The following is a 13,686-nucleotide window of genomic DNA, read 5'->3' as shown; positions in this document are numbered from 1 at the left end:
CCATCAGGATAGACGGGATGGGGGAGTGGCGATGCAAGTATCTTTACCGATGTACGGCGTGACGCATCAACAGGTGGAACCGTTCTGGCGTGCGCTGCGCGCCAGGCTGCAGGCCTACGGGCTGGAAGCGCCGGAGACGCTGACGTGGCCGCAGGATTTGGCGCGGCACTGGCGGCAGCCGGACTTGCTGCTCAGCCAGACCTGCGGCTACCCGCTGGTGGCGTATCTGCCGCAGGTGCAGGTGATCGGCACCTATCACTATCGGGTCGAGGGCTGCAACGGCCCTAATTACAGCAGTTGGCTGGTGGTGCGGGAGGACGATCCCGGCGAACGGCTGGCCGACTTTCGCGGCCGCACGGCGGCGTATAACAGCACCGACTCTCAGTCCGGCTATAACAGCCTGCGGGCACTGATCGCGCCGCTGGCGCAGGACGGGCGTTTCTTCGGCAAGGCGCTGGCTTCCGGCGCGCACTACCAGTCGCTGAAGATGATCCAGCGCGGCGAGGCGGATATTGCCGCCATCGACAGCGTCAGCCTGGAACTGCTGCGCCGGGCGCAGCCGGAGGCGCTGCACGGGGTGAAAATCATCGGCCGCACCGCCTCGGTGCCGGGACTGCCGCTGATCACCGCCGCAGGCACATCGCAGGGGCAGGTGGAAATCCTGCGTGCGGCGGCCAATGAGATGGTCAGCGATCCGGCCAGCGATAGCCTGCTGATTGGTGATTTCAGCCTGGTGCCGCGGGCGGACTATCAGGTGATTGCCGAACTGGAACGGCAGGCCGCTGCTGCCGGCGTCACGACGCTGTAGGCGGCCTGACGTTTAACGATCTTGCGCGACCGGCGCCGGCGTAACGGACGGAGCGGCGCTTTCGCTGCTGGCTTCCGGCTGCGGCGTGGTGGAGCGGGTGTAGATGTTCAGGCCGGCGAGGAATACGCCGCCGAGGGAACCCAGGGCGCACAGGGCGATAATGATGACGAACGCTTTTTTCAGCATGGGGCGGTTTTCGCAGGTTACTTAAAACAGCGGGAGATTATAGTCCCTGCGGCGGCTTTAGTGAAATGTTAAAAGTCCGCAACGTTAGCGCGGACAGGCGGGATCGGGCGTACCGGGCGTTTATGCGGCGTTGCGGCACCGCGTGAGCGCCCAACTGACGGCGGGCAGGTAGACGGCCCAGCCGACGGAGAGCGCCAGCAGCAGCAGGTCCGGGGCGATCAGCGGCGTGAACGCCTTTAACTTCCAACTGAGCAGATAGCTGAGCGGCCCGGCGACCGCACCGAATAGGGCGGTCGGCCAGGCGGAGGCGCGGATAAGCTGCATCAGCCAGCACCACCAGCAGCCGAAGGCAAGCCACAGCGCCATCATCCAGACGGGCACGCCGGTGCTGCCGCTAAACTGCAACACGCCGCTGTAACACCAGAATGCATCCATCGCAATGCCCGCCAGCGCCGCCAGCACTGCCCATTTGCGCCGCACCTGCGGGGTCAGCGCCAGCGCGGCCACGGCGCCAATCGCCAGCACCAGCGCCGCCCGGTCGCGCGCGAACAGCGCCAGCCCCCAATAGGCGCCAAAGCACAGCGTGATCAGCCAGAACCCGGCATGCAGCTTCATGGTGCGGAAAACCGTTGGTGCAAAGAGGGGGAGCGGGAGCTAAGCGGGGGCAGGTGCTGAGTGGTCATTACGTCTCCTGGTTGATGCGCGCGGCGGCGGGGCAGCGCTCAACGTAGTATAAGTAGACGTGATGGAACAATTGCTCGGTCTCCTAATTTTCCCGCACTGGGTGCGTTATAAATCAGAAATACGGTAGGCGCAGCGGCGAGAGCCAGCCAGGACGTGCTCGATACGCTCCACCTGCGCCTGCAGCACCTCACGGAAAATACTGAGTTCGGCGCGGCAAAAACCTTGACATACGCTGGCGGCGGCGCAAATCGGGCAGTGGTTTTCCACCAGCTGATAGCTGCCGTCTTCCAGCGCGCACCATTCGGCCATATAGCCTTCGTGGCAGCGCACCTTCGCCAGACGGGCGACGCGCTCCTGCAGGGTGACGGCGCCGATCATCGCCTGTTTATAGTTGATGCGCGTCTCTTGCTCGCGGCTTTCAATCAGGACGTCAAGCGCCTGCTCCCCGAGCTTGTCGCGCACGGTGCGCAGCAGTTGCACCGTCAGTTCAGGGTGCGAGTCCGGGAACTGGGCGTTGCCGGCGGGGGTCAGGTGCCACAGCTGCACCGGGCGGCCGACGCCGCGGGTTTCGGCACGAGCTTCCACCAGGCCTTCTTTAGCCAGCTTAACGAACTGCTGACGCGCCGCTTCACCGGTGGTGCCCAGCACTTTGCCGGCCTCGGTGGCCTGTTGCGGGCCGCGGGTTTTCAATAGCTTCAGTAAACGGTCGCTGACAGATTGTGCGGTGCACTCGCCATTTTCCAAGCTTATTCTTGACATATTTCTCCGCCTTGCCCTTAATTATTCCAAGATAACGCTTGTTAAATTTAACGCAATCTCACCCTCAACTCAATGCCTATACTCTGAAAACAGGACGCTGAACGTGATAACTGGTGCTAAAAGTGGCTGGCGAGACTTGTTCTCCGGCAAAAATGCAGCGAGTGCGACTGCGTTGTCATTGGGGGTGGCGCTCCATGCGATTAACATTCTGGTAGCGACCACCATTTTACCGTCGGTGGTGCAGGATATCGGCGGGCTGAATCTGTATGCCTGGAACACCACGCTGTTTGTTGTGGCGTCGATTATCGGTTCCACCCTGTCGGCGCGCCTGCTCAGCGGGTATGGCGCACGTCACGCCTACCTGACGGCATCGCTGTTTTTCATGTTTGGCGCGCTGCTGTGCGCGCTGGCGCCGTCGATGCCGGTGATGTTGATCGGCCGGACGGTGCAGGGGTTTGGCGGCGGGATGCTGTTTGCGCTGTCCTACGCGATGATCAATCTGGTGTTTCCGCCGTCATTGTGGCCGCGCGCTATGGCGCTGATTTCCGCCATGTGGGGAATTGCCACGCTGATCGGCCCGGCGATCGGCGGGATTTTTGCCGAGCTGCACGCCTGGCGCTGGGCGTTTGGCATGTTGTTGCCGATCATGGGGGCGTATACGGCGTTCACCTTCATGATTCTGCCCAAAGGCAAAGCGCAACTGGCGGCGACGCCGCTGCCGCTGGCGCAGCTGGGACTGCTGGCGGCGTCGGTGCTGATCGTTTCCGCCGGCAGCCTGGCGGACAGCCTGTGGCTCAACGGCGGCGGTATGGGGTTGGCGCTGTTGCTGATGGTATGGCTGCTACGGCGTGAAAAACACGCCCGAGCCCGGCTGTTGCCGCATGGCGCGCTGCGGCGCGGTTCAACGCAGGCGTCGCTGTACCTTACCGTGTCGTTATTGGTGATCGGCATGACCAGCGATATTTTTGTCCCGTATTTTCTGCAGATCCTGCACGGGCAGTCGCCGCTGAGTTCCGGTTATATTACGGCGACGATCGCGGCCGGCTGGACGCTGTCGGAGATCGTCAGTTCCGGCTGGCGCGGCGCGGGCATCCGCCGGGCGATCGTCAGCGGGCCGCTGTTGGTGCTGTTGGGGTTGCTGGGGCTGATGCTGTTTATGCCGACGCCTTCCGGCGGTGGCTGGGCGGCGCTGGCACCGCTGATCGCGTTGTTAACGCTGCTGGGGTTTGGCATCGGCATCGGCTGGCCGCATCTGCTAACGCGTATCCTGCAAACCGCGCCGGCGTCGGACAAAGATATTGCCGGCGCGGCGATCACCACGGTGCAGCTGTTTGCCACGGCGTTTGGCGCGGCATTGGCCGGCATGATCGCCAATCTGGCCGGTCTGAACGCGTCGGGCGGCGTTGAAGGCGTCAGCGCCGCCGCTCGCTGGCTGTTCCTGCTGTTTGCCATTGCGCCGCTGACGGCGATCTATTACGCCTGGCGCTGTGCCTATCCCGGTGTGACAGCGGACGAGGCCGTTGCCAATCCGGAGGCGGATGAGTGTACGGATGAAAGAGCGCCGGCGGCCGGAAAATAAAAAAGCCGGGCGCAGCCGGCCCGGCAAAGTAACGCTGGAAATCAACTGGCCGCAGCCACAAGAGACGCAGTGGTGGTTACGTGCGTTTAGAACTGATACACCAGGCCGACGGCGACCACGTCGTCGTCTGACAGGCCCAGTTTATTGTCGCTGTCGAGCTGGTTGATTTTATAATCCACATAGGTGGACATGTTTTTATTGAAATAATAATAGGCGCCGACGTCGATATATTTCACCAGATCGGCATCGCCGATATTTTCAATATCTTTGCCTTTCGACTGGACATAGCCAATGGACGGGCGCAGGCCGAAGTCGAATTGATATTGCGCCACCACTTCAAAGCCCTGTGCCTTATTGGCGAAGCCTTTTACCGACGTGCTGCTCTGGTTAATGGTCGCGGTGCCGGAAATTGGCACGATATTACGGCTTTCTGAATAGGTGGCCGCCAGGTAAAGATTATTGTTGTCATATTTGACGCCGGCCGCCCAAATATCCGCTTTATCGCCTTTACCGTAATCACCCAGTTTCTGCGCGCTGGTGCGGTTGGAAGAGGCGTAGGCGGCGCCGACGCTCAGGCCGTCAGTTACTTCGTAGCTGGATGACAGGCCCCAGCCGTCGCCGTTGGCCTTGCTGGCCGCACGGTCGTCGTTCTCATTTTTTCCCTGGTACTGGACGGCGAATTTCAGCCCGTCCACCAAACCGAAGAAGTCGTTGTTACGGTAGGTGGCGACGCCGTTGGTGCGGCCGTTCATAAAGTTGTCGGTCTTGATATAGGCATCGTCGCCGAACTCCGGCAGCATATCGGTCCAGGCGCCGACGTCGTAGATAATGCCGTAGTTACGGCCGTAGTCGACGGAGCCGTAATCACCGAACTTCAGGCCGGCGAAGCCGAGGCGGGTTTTGGTATCCTTGCTGCCTTCAGATTCGGCGTGGTTGACGGCGACGTGGTATTCCCACTGGCCGTAACCGGTCAGCTGGTCATTAATTTGCGTCGAGCCTTTAAAGCCAAAACGGACGTAAGATTTATCCCCATCGCTGTCGGCGTCGTCGGAAAAATAGTGCAATCCTTTTACTTTGCCGTACAGATCCAGTTTATTGCCGTCTTTATTATAAATTTCTGCTGCGTAAGTCGAAGGTGCAATGAAAAGCGCCGGAATAATAACGGCGAGAAGATGACGTTTCATAATTGTCCCTGCTTTTTTTGAATGAAAAGGCTATCACCAGTATTTATGACTGTTATTTAGTCGGCTGCCGGAATGATTGCAGCGCAGATTTTTTACCAAGGTTGTGTGATGCATTTATGACAAAATATTTATATTTGTGCTGAGTGATGAAAAACCGAACGGGAAAGGCGGGGGCGGCTGGTCTACAGTTAAACCTAGCGCGGCCGCATGTTCTCTCTGCAGTGACGGCGCGCGCGAAACAGCCTAATCGGCCTGCGTAAGCGCAGCGGATGCGCCCTGATCCCTGCCGTTACGGAGGAGTTATGCGTGATACTTACACCTTGCTCGGCTGCCGCGGCTGCGGTTCGACCATCGTCGCCGCCGCGCTGGAGCTGACCGGCTTTCCCTGGGGCTATGAAGAGGTGGACTACGCGGCGGACAGCCCGGAGCGCGAGCGTCTGCTGCGGCTCAATCCGCTGGGGGAAGTGCCCACCCTGATTCTGCCCAATAATGAAGTGATGACCGAGAGCGCGGCGATCGTGCTGCTGCTGCATGCGCGCGCGCCCCATGCGGAACTGGCGCCGGAGGCGGGCGCGGCGACGCTGCCGCGTTTTTTACGCTGGCTGATGTTTATCAACAGCGCGATTTACCCGACCTTCACCTATGGCGACCACCCGGAGACCTGGCTGCCGAAGACCCGCCACCCGGAACGGCTGGAGGAGGCGATCGCCCCGCGCCGCGAACAGCTGTGGCTGCAGTGCGCCGCAGCCGCCAGCGACGCCGGGCCGTGGTTTCTCGGCCGCACCTTCAGCGCGCTGGATTTGTACATCGCCGTGATGTGCAACTGGCGGCCCGGCCGCCGCTGGTTCCTGCAGCACTGCCCGCAGCTGACCGCCATCGCCGGTCGGGTGGAGCAGTTGCCGCTGCTGAATGCGCTGTTCCAGGCGCATTTCGACCATGTTGCGCCGCTGGAATAATGCGCGGCGCAGCGCAAAGCGGACGATGCGTTGCTTCGCCGTGCTGACGGCGCGCGTCGTCTGTGGGACAATAGCGCCATCATTTCGTTTAGATAAGAGTTGAATGGCGCTCACCTCCGCAGTAAAAGATCAGATCGGCAAGTGGTACAAAGCCCTGCAGCAGCAAATACCGGACTTTATTTCCCGCGCACCGCAACGGCAGATGATTGCCGAAGTCGCCAAGACGCTGGCGGGCGATTATTCGCGCCATCTGGCGATTGAAGCGCCGACCGGCGTCGGCAAGACGCTGTCGTACCTGATTCCCGGCATCGCCGTCGGGCGCGACGAAGGCAAACCGCTGGTGGTCAGCACCGCCAACGTGGCGCTGCAGGACCAGATTTACAGTAAAGACCTGCCGCTGCTGAAGAAAATCATCCCGGACTTAAAGTTTACCGGCGCGTTCGGCCGCCGGCGCTACGTCTGCCCGCGCAACCTGGCGGCGATGGGCACCGACGTCGCCGAGCAGGGCGATCTGATGCTGTATCTCGACGAGGATGAGCTGGTGCCCTCCAACGGCGAAGAGCAGGCGTTGTGCCAGAAACTGTCCAAATCCCTGGCCCGCCACGAGTGGGACGGCCTGCGCGACCACTATTCGCTGTCGATTGACGACACGCTGTGGAGCAAGCTGAGCACCGACAAGGCCAACTGTCTGGGGCGTAACTGCCACTATATTCGCGAGTGCCCGTTTTATCTGGCGCGCAAAGAGATTGAGAGCGCCGACGTGGTGGTCGCCAACCACGCGCTGGTGATGGCGGCGCTGGAGAGCGAATCGGTACTGCCTAATCCCAAAGAGCTGCTGCTGGTGCTGGACGAGGGCCACCACCTGCCGGAGGTGGCGCGCGACGCGCTGGAGATGGAAGGGGAAATCACCGCGCTGTCCGCCAACCTGCAGCTGGATATGATCGTGCGGCAGGTGGAGCTGTGTATGACCCAGTACCGGCCGAAGAACCCGCCGGGGCTGGCGAACATCGAACGGCTGAAAAACCACTGCGAGGAGCTGCGCGAGCTGATGCAGGGCTTTGAGCATCAGGTAAGCGCTTACCTACCGGGAGACGGCGCGGCGGCAGAGCACCGCTTTGAGATGGGCGCGCTGCCGCCGGAGATGGTGGAGAGCTGCGCGCGGCTGTTCAAACTGACCGACGGGCTGCGCGGGCTGGCGGAGTTTATCCTCAATGACCTGAGCGAACAGACCGGCAAGCACGATATTGTGCGCCTGCACCGCACGATTCTGCAGATGAGCCGCACATTGGGTTATCTGGAAGCGATGAGCAAGCTGTGGAAGCTGGCGGCGATGGATAAATCCTCCAACGCGCCGATCTCCAAATGGGTCACGCGCGAGGTGCGCGATAACGTTACCCATCTGTATCTGCACTGCGTCGGCATCCGCGTCAGCGACCAGTTGGAGAAGCTGCTGTGGCGCAACGTGCCGCACGTGGTGGTGACCTCGGCGACGCTGCGCTCGCTCAACAGCTTCGCCCGTCTGCAGGAGATGAGCGGCCTGAACGAAAAGGCCGGCGACCGCTTTGAGGTGCTCTCCTCGCCGTTCAACCACGTCGAGCAGGGCAAAATCGTGATTCCCGCCATGCAGTTTGAACCGTCGATGGCTAATGAAGCGCAGCATCTGGAAGAGATGGCGCGCTGCTTCCGCGCCGAAGTGGCCGGCGGGCAGCACAAAGGCATGCTGATCCTGTTCAGCAGTAACCGGGCGATGCAGACCTTCCTCAGCTACGTCACCGATTTACGGCTGATGCTGCTGGTGCAGGGCGATCAGCCGCGCTACCGGCTGGTGGAAGAGCACCGCAAGCGGGTGGAGAAGGGCGTGGCCAGCGTGCTGGTGGGGTTGCAGTCTTTCGCCGAAGGGCTGGATCTGAAGGGCGAGCTGCTGACGCAGGTGCATATTCACAAAATCGCCTTCCCGCCGATCGACAGCCCGGTGATCCTCACCGAAGGCGAGTGGCTGAAAACCCTGAAGCGCTATCCGTTTGAAGTGCAGAGCCTGCCCAGCGCCTCGTTTAACCTGATCCAGCAGGTCGGCCGGCTGATCCGCAGCAATCAGTGCCATGGCGAAATCATGATTTACGACCGCCGCCTGCTGACGAAAAACTACGGCTCACGCCTGCTGGCGGCGCTGCCGGTGTTCCCCATTGAACAGCGGGCGGTGCCGGAGGCCGACAAGGCGCATCTGGCGGCGCTGAAATCGGCCGCCGACGCGGCCAAAAAAGAGAAAAAGAAGGGCAATCCGTTCACCCGCCGTCGCCGCCGTTAAACGGCCAGCGGCGGCAGGCGGCGCTTCACCGGCGTGGTTTTTACAATCGAGGTATTGCTCTGCGCCTGCTCGGCCAGCCGATCCAGGATCTGGTCGAGCTGCTCCAGCGAGCGCGTCGCCAGCCGCACGATAAAGCAGTCCTCACCGGTTACCTTGTCGCACTCCACCACCTCCGGGATGGCGGCAATCATCTGTTCCACCTTCTTCAGCATGCCCGGCAGCGGCTTGAGGCGCACCAGCGACTGAAAACTGTAGCCCAGCGCCTGCAGATTCACGTTCAGGGTGTAGCCCTGAATCACGCCGCTCTCCTCCAGCCGCCGCAACCGTTCTGAGGTGCTCGGCGAAGACAGCCCCACTTTGGCGCTCAGCGTTTTCAGCGACATGCGCGCATCCTCCGCCAGCAGCGCCAGAATTTGGTGATCGATAATATCCATAGCAACCTTGTTAGGTAAGTAATGTATTCAGCCTTTAATAAAAAGGAAGTTAAGCATATCTGCCTGATTTTGGCTATGGAGCGCAGCGGCAAAAGGTTGCAAGCTAATGCAATCACTGACGCAGGGGATACAGACGATGAAGGCAGAGATAAAACGCGGTTCGCTGGAGATGGTGGCAGCGATGCTGATTTCCGGTTCGATTGGCTGGTTTGTGCTGATGTCCGGCCAGCCGGTGATTAACGTGGTGTTCTGGCGCTGCGCCATCGGCGCGCTGGCGCTGTTGCTGGTGTGCGGCCTGCTCGGACAGCTGCGTGCGCCGGGGCTGCGGCGGGCGACGCTGCTGATTGCCGTTGCCGGCGGCATGGCGCTGGTGGTGAACTGGCTGCTGCTGTTCAGCGCCTACCGCTATGCGTCGATCTCCATCGCGACGGCGGTGTATAACACCCAGCCGTTTATGTTGGTGGGGCTGGGGGCGCTGTTTCTGGGGGAAAGGCTGACGGCGCGCAAGCTGCTGTGGCTGGCGCTGGCCTTTGCCGGCATGATGCTGGTGGTGCTGGCGCAGCCGCAGCAGGCGGGCGCGGGCGGCCAGTATCTGTGGGGGATTTTGCTGGCGCTGGGGGCGGCGTTTTTCTATGCGCTGACGGCGCTGGCGGCCAAGCGCCTGACCGGTACGCCGCCGCAGTTGATCGTGTTGATTCAGGTCAGCGTCGGCGCGCTGATGCTGCTGCCGCTGGTGGACTTCCACGCCGACGCCAGCGCCGGGCAGTGGAGCATGCTGCTGGCGCTGGGCGTGGTGCACACCGGGCTGATGTTTGTGCTGTTGTACGGCGCCATCCAGAAGCTGCCGACCCACCTGACCGGTTCGCTGTCGTTTATCTACCCGGTCGCCGCCATGCTGGTGGACCGCTGGGCCTTTGCGCACCAGCTGTCGCTGGCTCAGCTGGCCGGCGCGGCGCTGATTCTGCTGGCCGCCGCCGGGATGAACCTGCTGGGCGAACGCCGTCGGCCGCAGCCTGCGGCTGAAAAATGCGGCATTGCGCACGCCGAAACTGGAAAAACGCCGTCGCTGAGGTAGATTAATAACTTGCTCATTTGGCTAACCTTATTGGGAACATCATGATCGACATCTCTACCTTAGCGCTGTTTTCCGCCGCCAGTCTGGCGCTGACCGTCACCCCCGGGCCGGATATGCTGCTTATCGCCTCGCGCAGCATCAGCCAGGGGCGACGCGCCGGCTTCGCCTCACTGGCGGGGATTCAGCTTGGCACCTATTGCCACGCGCTGGCGGCGGCGCTGGGGCTGTCGCAGCTGTTTGTCGTCATGCCGCTGGCCTATGACGCGGTGCGCGTGATGGGGGCCGCCTATCTGCTGTATCTGGCGTGGAAAACGCTGCGTTCGGGCGGCAGTCTGCAGGCTTCCGCCGGTCTGGCGCCGGTGGCGGTCGGACGCATCTTCCGTCAGGGGCTGTGGACCAATATTCTTAACCCCAAGATGGCGCTGTTTGTGCTGGCGCTGTTCCCGCAGTTTATCAACCCGCAGGCCGGCTCGGTGGTGGTGCAGATGCTGGTGCTGGCGACGGTGCTGAATCTGGTGGGGCTGGCGGTCAACGGCGGCGTGATTATGCTGGTCAGCGGCATGAAGAACCGCTTTGCCGGTCGCCGCATTAACGCGCGTTGGCCGAACTATCTGCTGAGCGGAGTGTTCGCCGCGCTGGCGTGCAAGCTGCTGCTGTCCAGCCGGCAGTCGTGAGGGAAGGCCTCCGTTTACGGGGGCCGTAATTGCTGCCGGTGGAGCAGGGCGGTGGCAGGTTAAGGATGACAGATGATGGACAAAAAACCGGACAACGCCGATATCGGCCAGCAAGTTTTTGATTGGTACGATGCGAAGTGGAACCTGCGCACGCCTTTCAGCAAGAAGAAACCGCTGACGTCAGACACCAGCCTGTCGACGGGCAAGTATCCCTGGATCTGGGAGGATGGCCTGGAAATCATGGAAGAGTATTTTGAGTTGTTCAATGTTGACAGCTCAGGGTTTAACTTTATGAAGTATTGGCCGCAGGAAATCAGCGTAACCTCCGCTGTGATTGCCTGGCTTTGCCCCTGGGGTAAGAGGAAAAAATATCAAGAGCCTGAAGCGCTTACCATTGCCATGCTGATGGAGTCTGCCAGGGCGGGAAGGTGGGTGGATGGGTAGTTTGGTTTCTCTGTATTAGGGAGAGCTATGGGGTCGGCTGAAGGCTTATTCGACAGTGTATTTTTTGTCTGAATCAGATATTGATGATTTATATAATGTACTGGCTGAAGCGAGAGATGGGCTTATTTGTTTTTTAGGGGCTAAATTTTTCAAGGGTCGCTTTGTTATCCGAACTCTGGTACTTTCCAGTAAAATCAGGAGTATTTAGGGATGAAGGGACCATGAAGGTAAGCGAAGATAAACTTTTAAGCTCAGGCTTCAGCCAGGCTGATCTTCAGAAAATTAAGAGTAATGTGGATAGCTATGGGGGGACGCTTAGCGAGGCTATTCATGATCTTGCAAATCGTTTCATCATCGCAGCTTGTATCGTAGGTTGTTGCCTTGCTGTTTTAGTCTTACTTGTTTTATTTGGACCCACCGAGTCCCTGTTTGGCGGCTCGATAGGCCTACTTTGTGGTATTGCGGTTGCAGTATTTGTACAACCGCCGCTGCTTGCTTACAAATCCTGGCGCTACAAGAAAATTAATCGGGATTAATAACCATTATTCTCCGTAGTCAAAAGGTCAAAAATAACCTTTGCTTTTAAACCATAGCCAACAACTTTCATCGTTAGTTTTTGTCTGCTCATAGTTTCAACGTTTCGGTAATAATCTCGAGGCAGCCATCTGAATAGTCTCCAAGCTTGGGGTTTTCGTGCAAGACTAAAAATACTATAGATACCAGCAGTTAACGTAACTGTATTGTAAAATGCCAGCCCTGCCTCTGGTTTGAAACCCATGTACTTAGCAACTTCCATAGTGCCGTCAGCAAATATCCCCTCTGACACAGATTGGTCGCCGTAACGAAAGTGAGTCGCCTCCTTTGTGATTCCATTAACACCATCAACAAAAAGTATCGCTCCAGCCAGCATTCCAACAGGGGTCATTGTTGACATCATGATCATCCCGCCAAACAATGCGGCACCGGAGACCACAATTTGAACAGCAGAAATCACATACCCGACAATCTTGTTATTTTCCCGGACAAATTCCACTTTGGCATAAAGCTTTGCTGCTTTCGTGCGTAGCATCCTGTCCTGCTCCTGCAGGTTTTCTGTTTCAGCCCTCAAGTTTTTAATACATTCCATGTATTTTTCGTTTGATTTTGCTCGCCGTGCAACGGCAAACTGTTTTTCAACAAATTCTTTTATTTCCTGAACGAAATTTATTCTAGTCAGGCTATCTTTGAGGTGAAAAGCAGACAGCGTATTCGCTGTGTTAATCAACTTTCTCGCCTCAAGGTTAACCATTGTCTCCGCCCAATATTTATTCCTACCAGAGCGCATCATATCAAGTAGTGCTGCATCCATTTATTATATCTCCCTGTATGTTATATGGCCGATAATACCCTTTTATTTTTAGCTGTAAACATCGGTGTGAGTTTTTTAATAATTCTGTCAGGCGTTTACTAAAGTCCTATGAAGGTCCTATAAGTCTTACAAAAAACTGTCAGGAATAATGAAGGTTTTATTATTTTAATTAATTGGTTTTTTTGTCTGGTGCAGGTCAACTAAGTATAAGATGGAGGGTGAATTGGTACATTACTCATTAATTTAATATTGATATGAATGTTAAAAAATAATTAATGATGGTTATGATTTACAGGCCAGGCGCTTATACTGCATCTTGTACATTGTCCAGGGGGTCCACAGCTTGATGAAAATACCGTATTCCTGAATAGCAAAAATTATTCAGATCACGTCGCGTCGGCTTTCGGCCGAACTTAGGGAACTCAGCTGCGGCGAGGGCGAGGGTAAAATCCAAGCCTATCAGCATAGGTATCGGGATGGCGGCGGATCATATGATACCTGGTTCCTGTTCATCCCGGAGGGCAAAACCATCTGGCAGATAAAAGACAGCGAAGACGGTTCGGGGGGAGAGCAGCGATGGCCTACCCAAGCCACACCTCGCTCTCCCCACACAACCCTAGCTCCCCCTCCACCAATACCGCTATAATCCCCATAAATTTCTCAACGGGTTCAGAAACGAAGATGGCAAAACTCACCTTACAAGAGCAGCTGCTGAAGGCAGGGCTGGTGACCAGCAAAAAGGCGGCCAAGGTCCAACGCACGGCGAAAAAATCACGGGTTCAGGCGCGTGAGGCCAGAGAGGCGGTGGAAGAGAATAAAAAAGCGCAGCTGGAGCGCGATAAGCAGCTTAGCGAGCAGCAAAAGCAGACGGCGTTAGCCAAAGAGTACAAGGCGCAGGTGAAGCAGCTGATTGAGATGAACCGCATCGTGCCGGCAAAGGGCGATATCGGCTTTAACTTCACCGATGGCACTCTGATTAAGAAAGTGTATGTGGATAAGACCACGCAAACCCAGTTGATCAGCGGACGTCTTGCCATCGCGCGTTTGGCCGTTGATAGCAACGGTGAGAGTGAATACGCCATTATCCCCGCCAGCGTCGCCGATAAAATTGCCCAGCGCGATGCAAACAGCATTGTGTTAAACAGCGCGCTGAGTGAGGAAGAGCAGGATGAAGACGATCCGTATGCTGACTTTAAAGTGCCTGACGATCTGATGTGGTAAACAAGGTTTGCCGCTGCGGCGTATGAAGA

Annotated in this window: 15 protein-coding genes; 9 read left to right on the top strand and 6 right to left on the bottom strand. The window is 58.2% G+C overall.

The window, feature by feature from the left end; translation table 11 throughout:
* Nucleotides 1–31 precede the first annotated feature (31 nt).
* The gene (locus tag HF675_RS16705) at nucleotides 32–808 is read left to right on the top strand and encodes a phosphate/phosphite/phosphonate ABC transporter substrate-binding protein (protein WP_105230300.1); all 777 of its coding nucleotides are present in this window, start codon (nucleotides 32–34) and stop codon (nucleotides 806–808) included.
* 12 nt (nucleotides 809–820) lie between these two features.
* Here HF675_RS16705 and HF675_RS16700 read toward each other — a convergent pair whose 3' ends face one another.
* The 3 genes from HF675_RS16700 to HF675_RS16690 form a co-directional block, all read right to left on the bottom strand.
* A complete protein-coding gene (locus HF675_RS16700) occupies nucleotides 821–994 on the bottom strand; it encodes a hypothetical protein (protein ID WP_172606301.1) in 174 nt (57 codons plus the stop codon).
* A gap of 120 nt (nucleotides 995–1,114) precedes the next feature.
* Nucleotides 1,115–1,609 carry a DUF2878 domain-containing protein gene (locus HF675_RS16695; RefSeq protein ID WP_187043454.1) on the bottom strand — a complete coding sequence of 165 codons (495 nt, stop codon included), beginning with the start codon at nucleotides 1,607–1,609 and terminating at the stop codon, nucleotides 1,115–1,117.
* A gap of 174 nt (nucleotides 1,610–1,783) precedes the next feature.
* Nucleotides 1,784–2,437, bottom strand: a complete 654-nt coding sequence (locus HF675_RS16690) for a metalloregulator ArsR/SmtB family transcription factor (RefSeq protein ID WP_187043453.1) — start codon at nucleotides 2,435–2,437, stop codon at nucleotides 1,784–1,786.
* 103 nt (nucleotides 2,438–2,540) lie between these two features.
* Between HF675_RS16690 and HF675_RS16685 the strand changes: the two genes are divergently transcribed.
* On the top strand, nucleotides 2,541–4,016 hold the full coding sequence (locus HF675_RS16685; protein ID WP_187043452.1) for an MFS transporter: 1,476 nt from the start codon (nucleotides 2,541–2,543) through the stop codon (nucleotides 4,014–4,016).
* 86 nt (nucleotides 4,017–4,102) lie between these two features.
* Here HF675_RS16685 and ompC read toward each other — a convergent pair whose 3' ends face one another.
* Nucleotides 4,103–5,200 (bottom strand): porin OmpC, encoded by a 1,098-nt coding sequence (gene ompC / locus HF675_RS16680; protein WP_105230304.1) that lies wholly within the window; start codon nucleotides 5,198–5,200, stop codon nucleotides 4,103–4,105.
* A 302-nt stretch (nucleotides 5,201–5,502) separates the two neighbouring features.
* On the opposite strand from ompC, the gene HF675_RS16675 reads away from it, so the two are divergent.
* Both HF675_RS16675 and dinG read left to right on the top strand, forming a co-directional pair.
* Nucleotides 5,503–6,156 (top strand): glutathione S-transferase family protein, encoded by a 654-nt coding sequence (locus HF675_RS16675; protein WP_105230305.1) that lies wholly within the window; start codon nucleotides 5,503–5,505, stop codon nucleotides 6,154–6,156.
* A gap of 103 nt (nucleotides 6,157–6,259) precedes the next feature.
* Nucleotides 6,260–8,461, top strand: a complete 2,202-nt coding sequence (gene dinG, locus HF675_RS16670; RefSeq protein ID WP_187043451.1) for an ATP-dependent DNA helicase DinG — start codon at nucleotides 6,260–6,262, stop codon at nucleotides 8,459–8,461.
* Here dinG and HF675_RS16665 read toward each other — a convergent pair.
* Nucleotides 8,458–8,895 (bottom strand): Lrp/AsnC family transcriptional regulator, encoded by a 438-nt coding sequence (locus tag HF675_RS16665; RefSeq protein WP_105230307.1) that lies wholly within the window; start codon nucleotides 8,893–8,895, stop codon nucleotides 8,458–8,460. The two genes, dinG and HF675_RS16665, sit on opposite strands and share 4 nt — an antisense overlap.
* A 136-nt stretch (nucleotides 8,896–9,031) precedes the next feature.
* On the opposite strand from HF675_RS16665, the gene HF675_RS16660 reads away from it, so the two are divergent.
* From HF675_RS16660 to HF675_RS16645, 4 genes are all read left to right on the top strand, one after another.
* Nucleotides 9,032–9,970: a DMT family transporter gene (locus tag HF675_RS16660; RefSeq protein WP_111737499.1), complete on the top strand. Its 939-nt coding sequence runs from the start codon at nucleotides 9,032–9,034 to the stop codon at nucleotides 9,968–9,970.
* Nucleotides 9,971–10,011: 41 nt separating this feature from the next.
* Entirely contained in the window at nucleotides 10,012–10,644 is a 633-nt protein-coding gene (locus HF675_RS16655; RefSeq protein WP_111737498.1) for a LysE family translocator, read from the top strand.
* A 72-nt stretch (nucleotides 10,645–10,716) separates the two neighbouring features.
* Complete coding sequence (locus HF675_RS16650) at nucleotides 10,717–11,088, top strand: DUF1493 family protein (RefSeq protein ID WP_370446974.1); 372 nt, start codon at nucleotides 10,717–10,719, stop codon at nucleotides 11,086–11,088.
* Between the two features lie 221 nt (nucleotides 11,089–11,309).
* A complete protein-coding gene (locus tag HF675_RS16645; protein WP_187043450.1) occupies nucleotides 11,310–11,624 on the top strand; it encodes a hypothetical protein in 315 nt (104 codons plus the stop codon).
* Here the strand turns inward: HF675_RS16645 and HF675_RS16640 are convergent.
* Nucleotides 11,621–12,436, bottom strand: a complete 816-nt coding sequence (locus HF675_RS16640; RefSeq protein WP_187043449.1) for a DUF4225 domain-containing protein — start codon at nucleotides 12,434–12,436, stop codon at nucleotides 11,621–11,623. The two genes, HF675_RS16645 and HF675_RS16640, sit on opposite strands and share 4 nt — an antisense overlap.
* 681 nt (nucleotides 12,437–13,117) lie before the next feature.
* Between HF675_RS16640 and HF675_RS16635 the strand changes: the two genes are divergently transcribed.
* A complete protein-coding gene (locus HF675_RS16635) occupies nucleotides 13,118–13,657 on the top strand; it encodes a DUF2058 domain-containing protein (RefSeq protein WP_187043448.1) in 540 nt (179 codons plus the stop codon).
* Nucleotides 13,658–13,686: the final 29 nt, after the last annotated feature.

The organism is Serratia sp. JUb9 (genome assembly GCF_014298095.1).
Lineage (GTDB): Bacteria > Pseudomonadota > Gammaproteobacteria > Enterobacterales > Enterobacteriaceae > Serratia_B > Serratia_B rhizosphaerae.
This window is presented reverse-complemented; position numbering and strand designations above follow the sequence as displayed.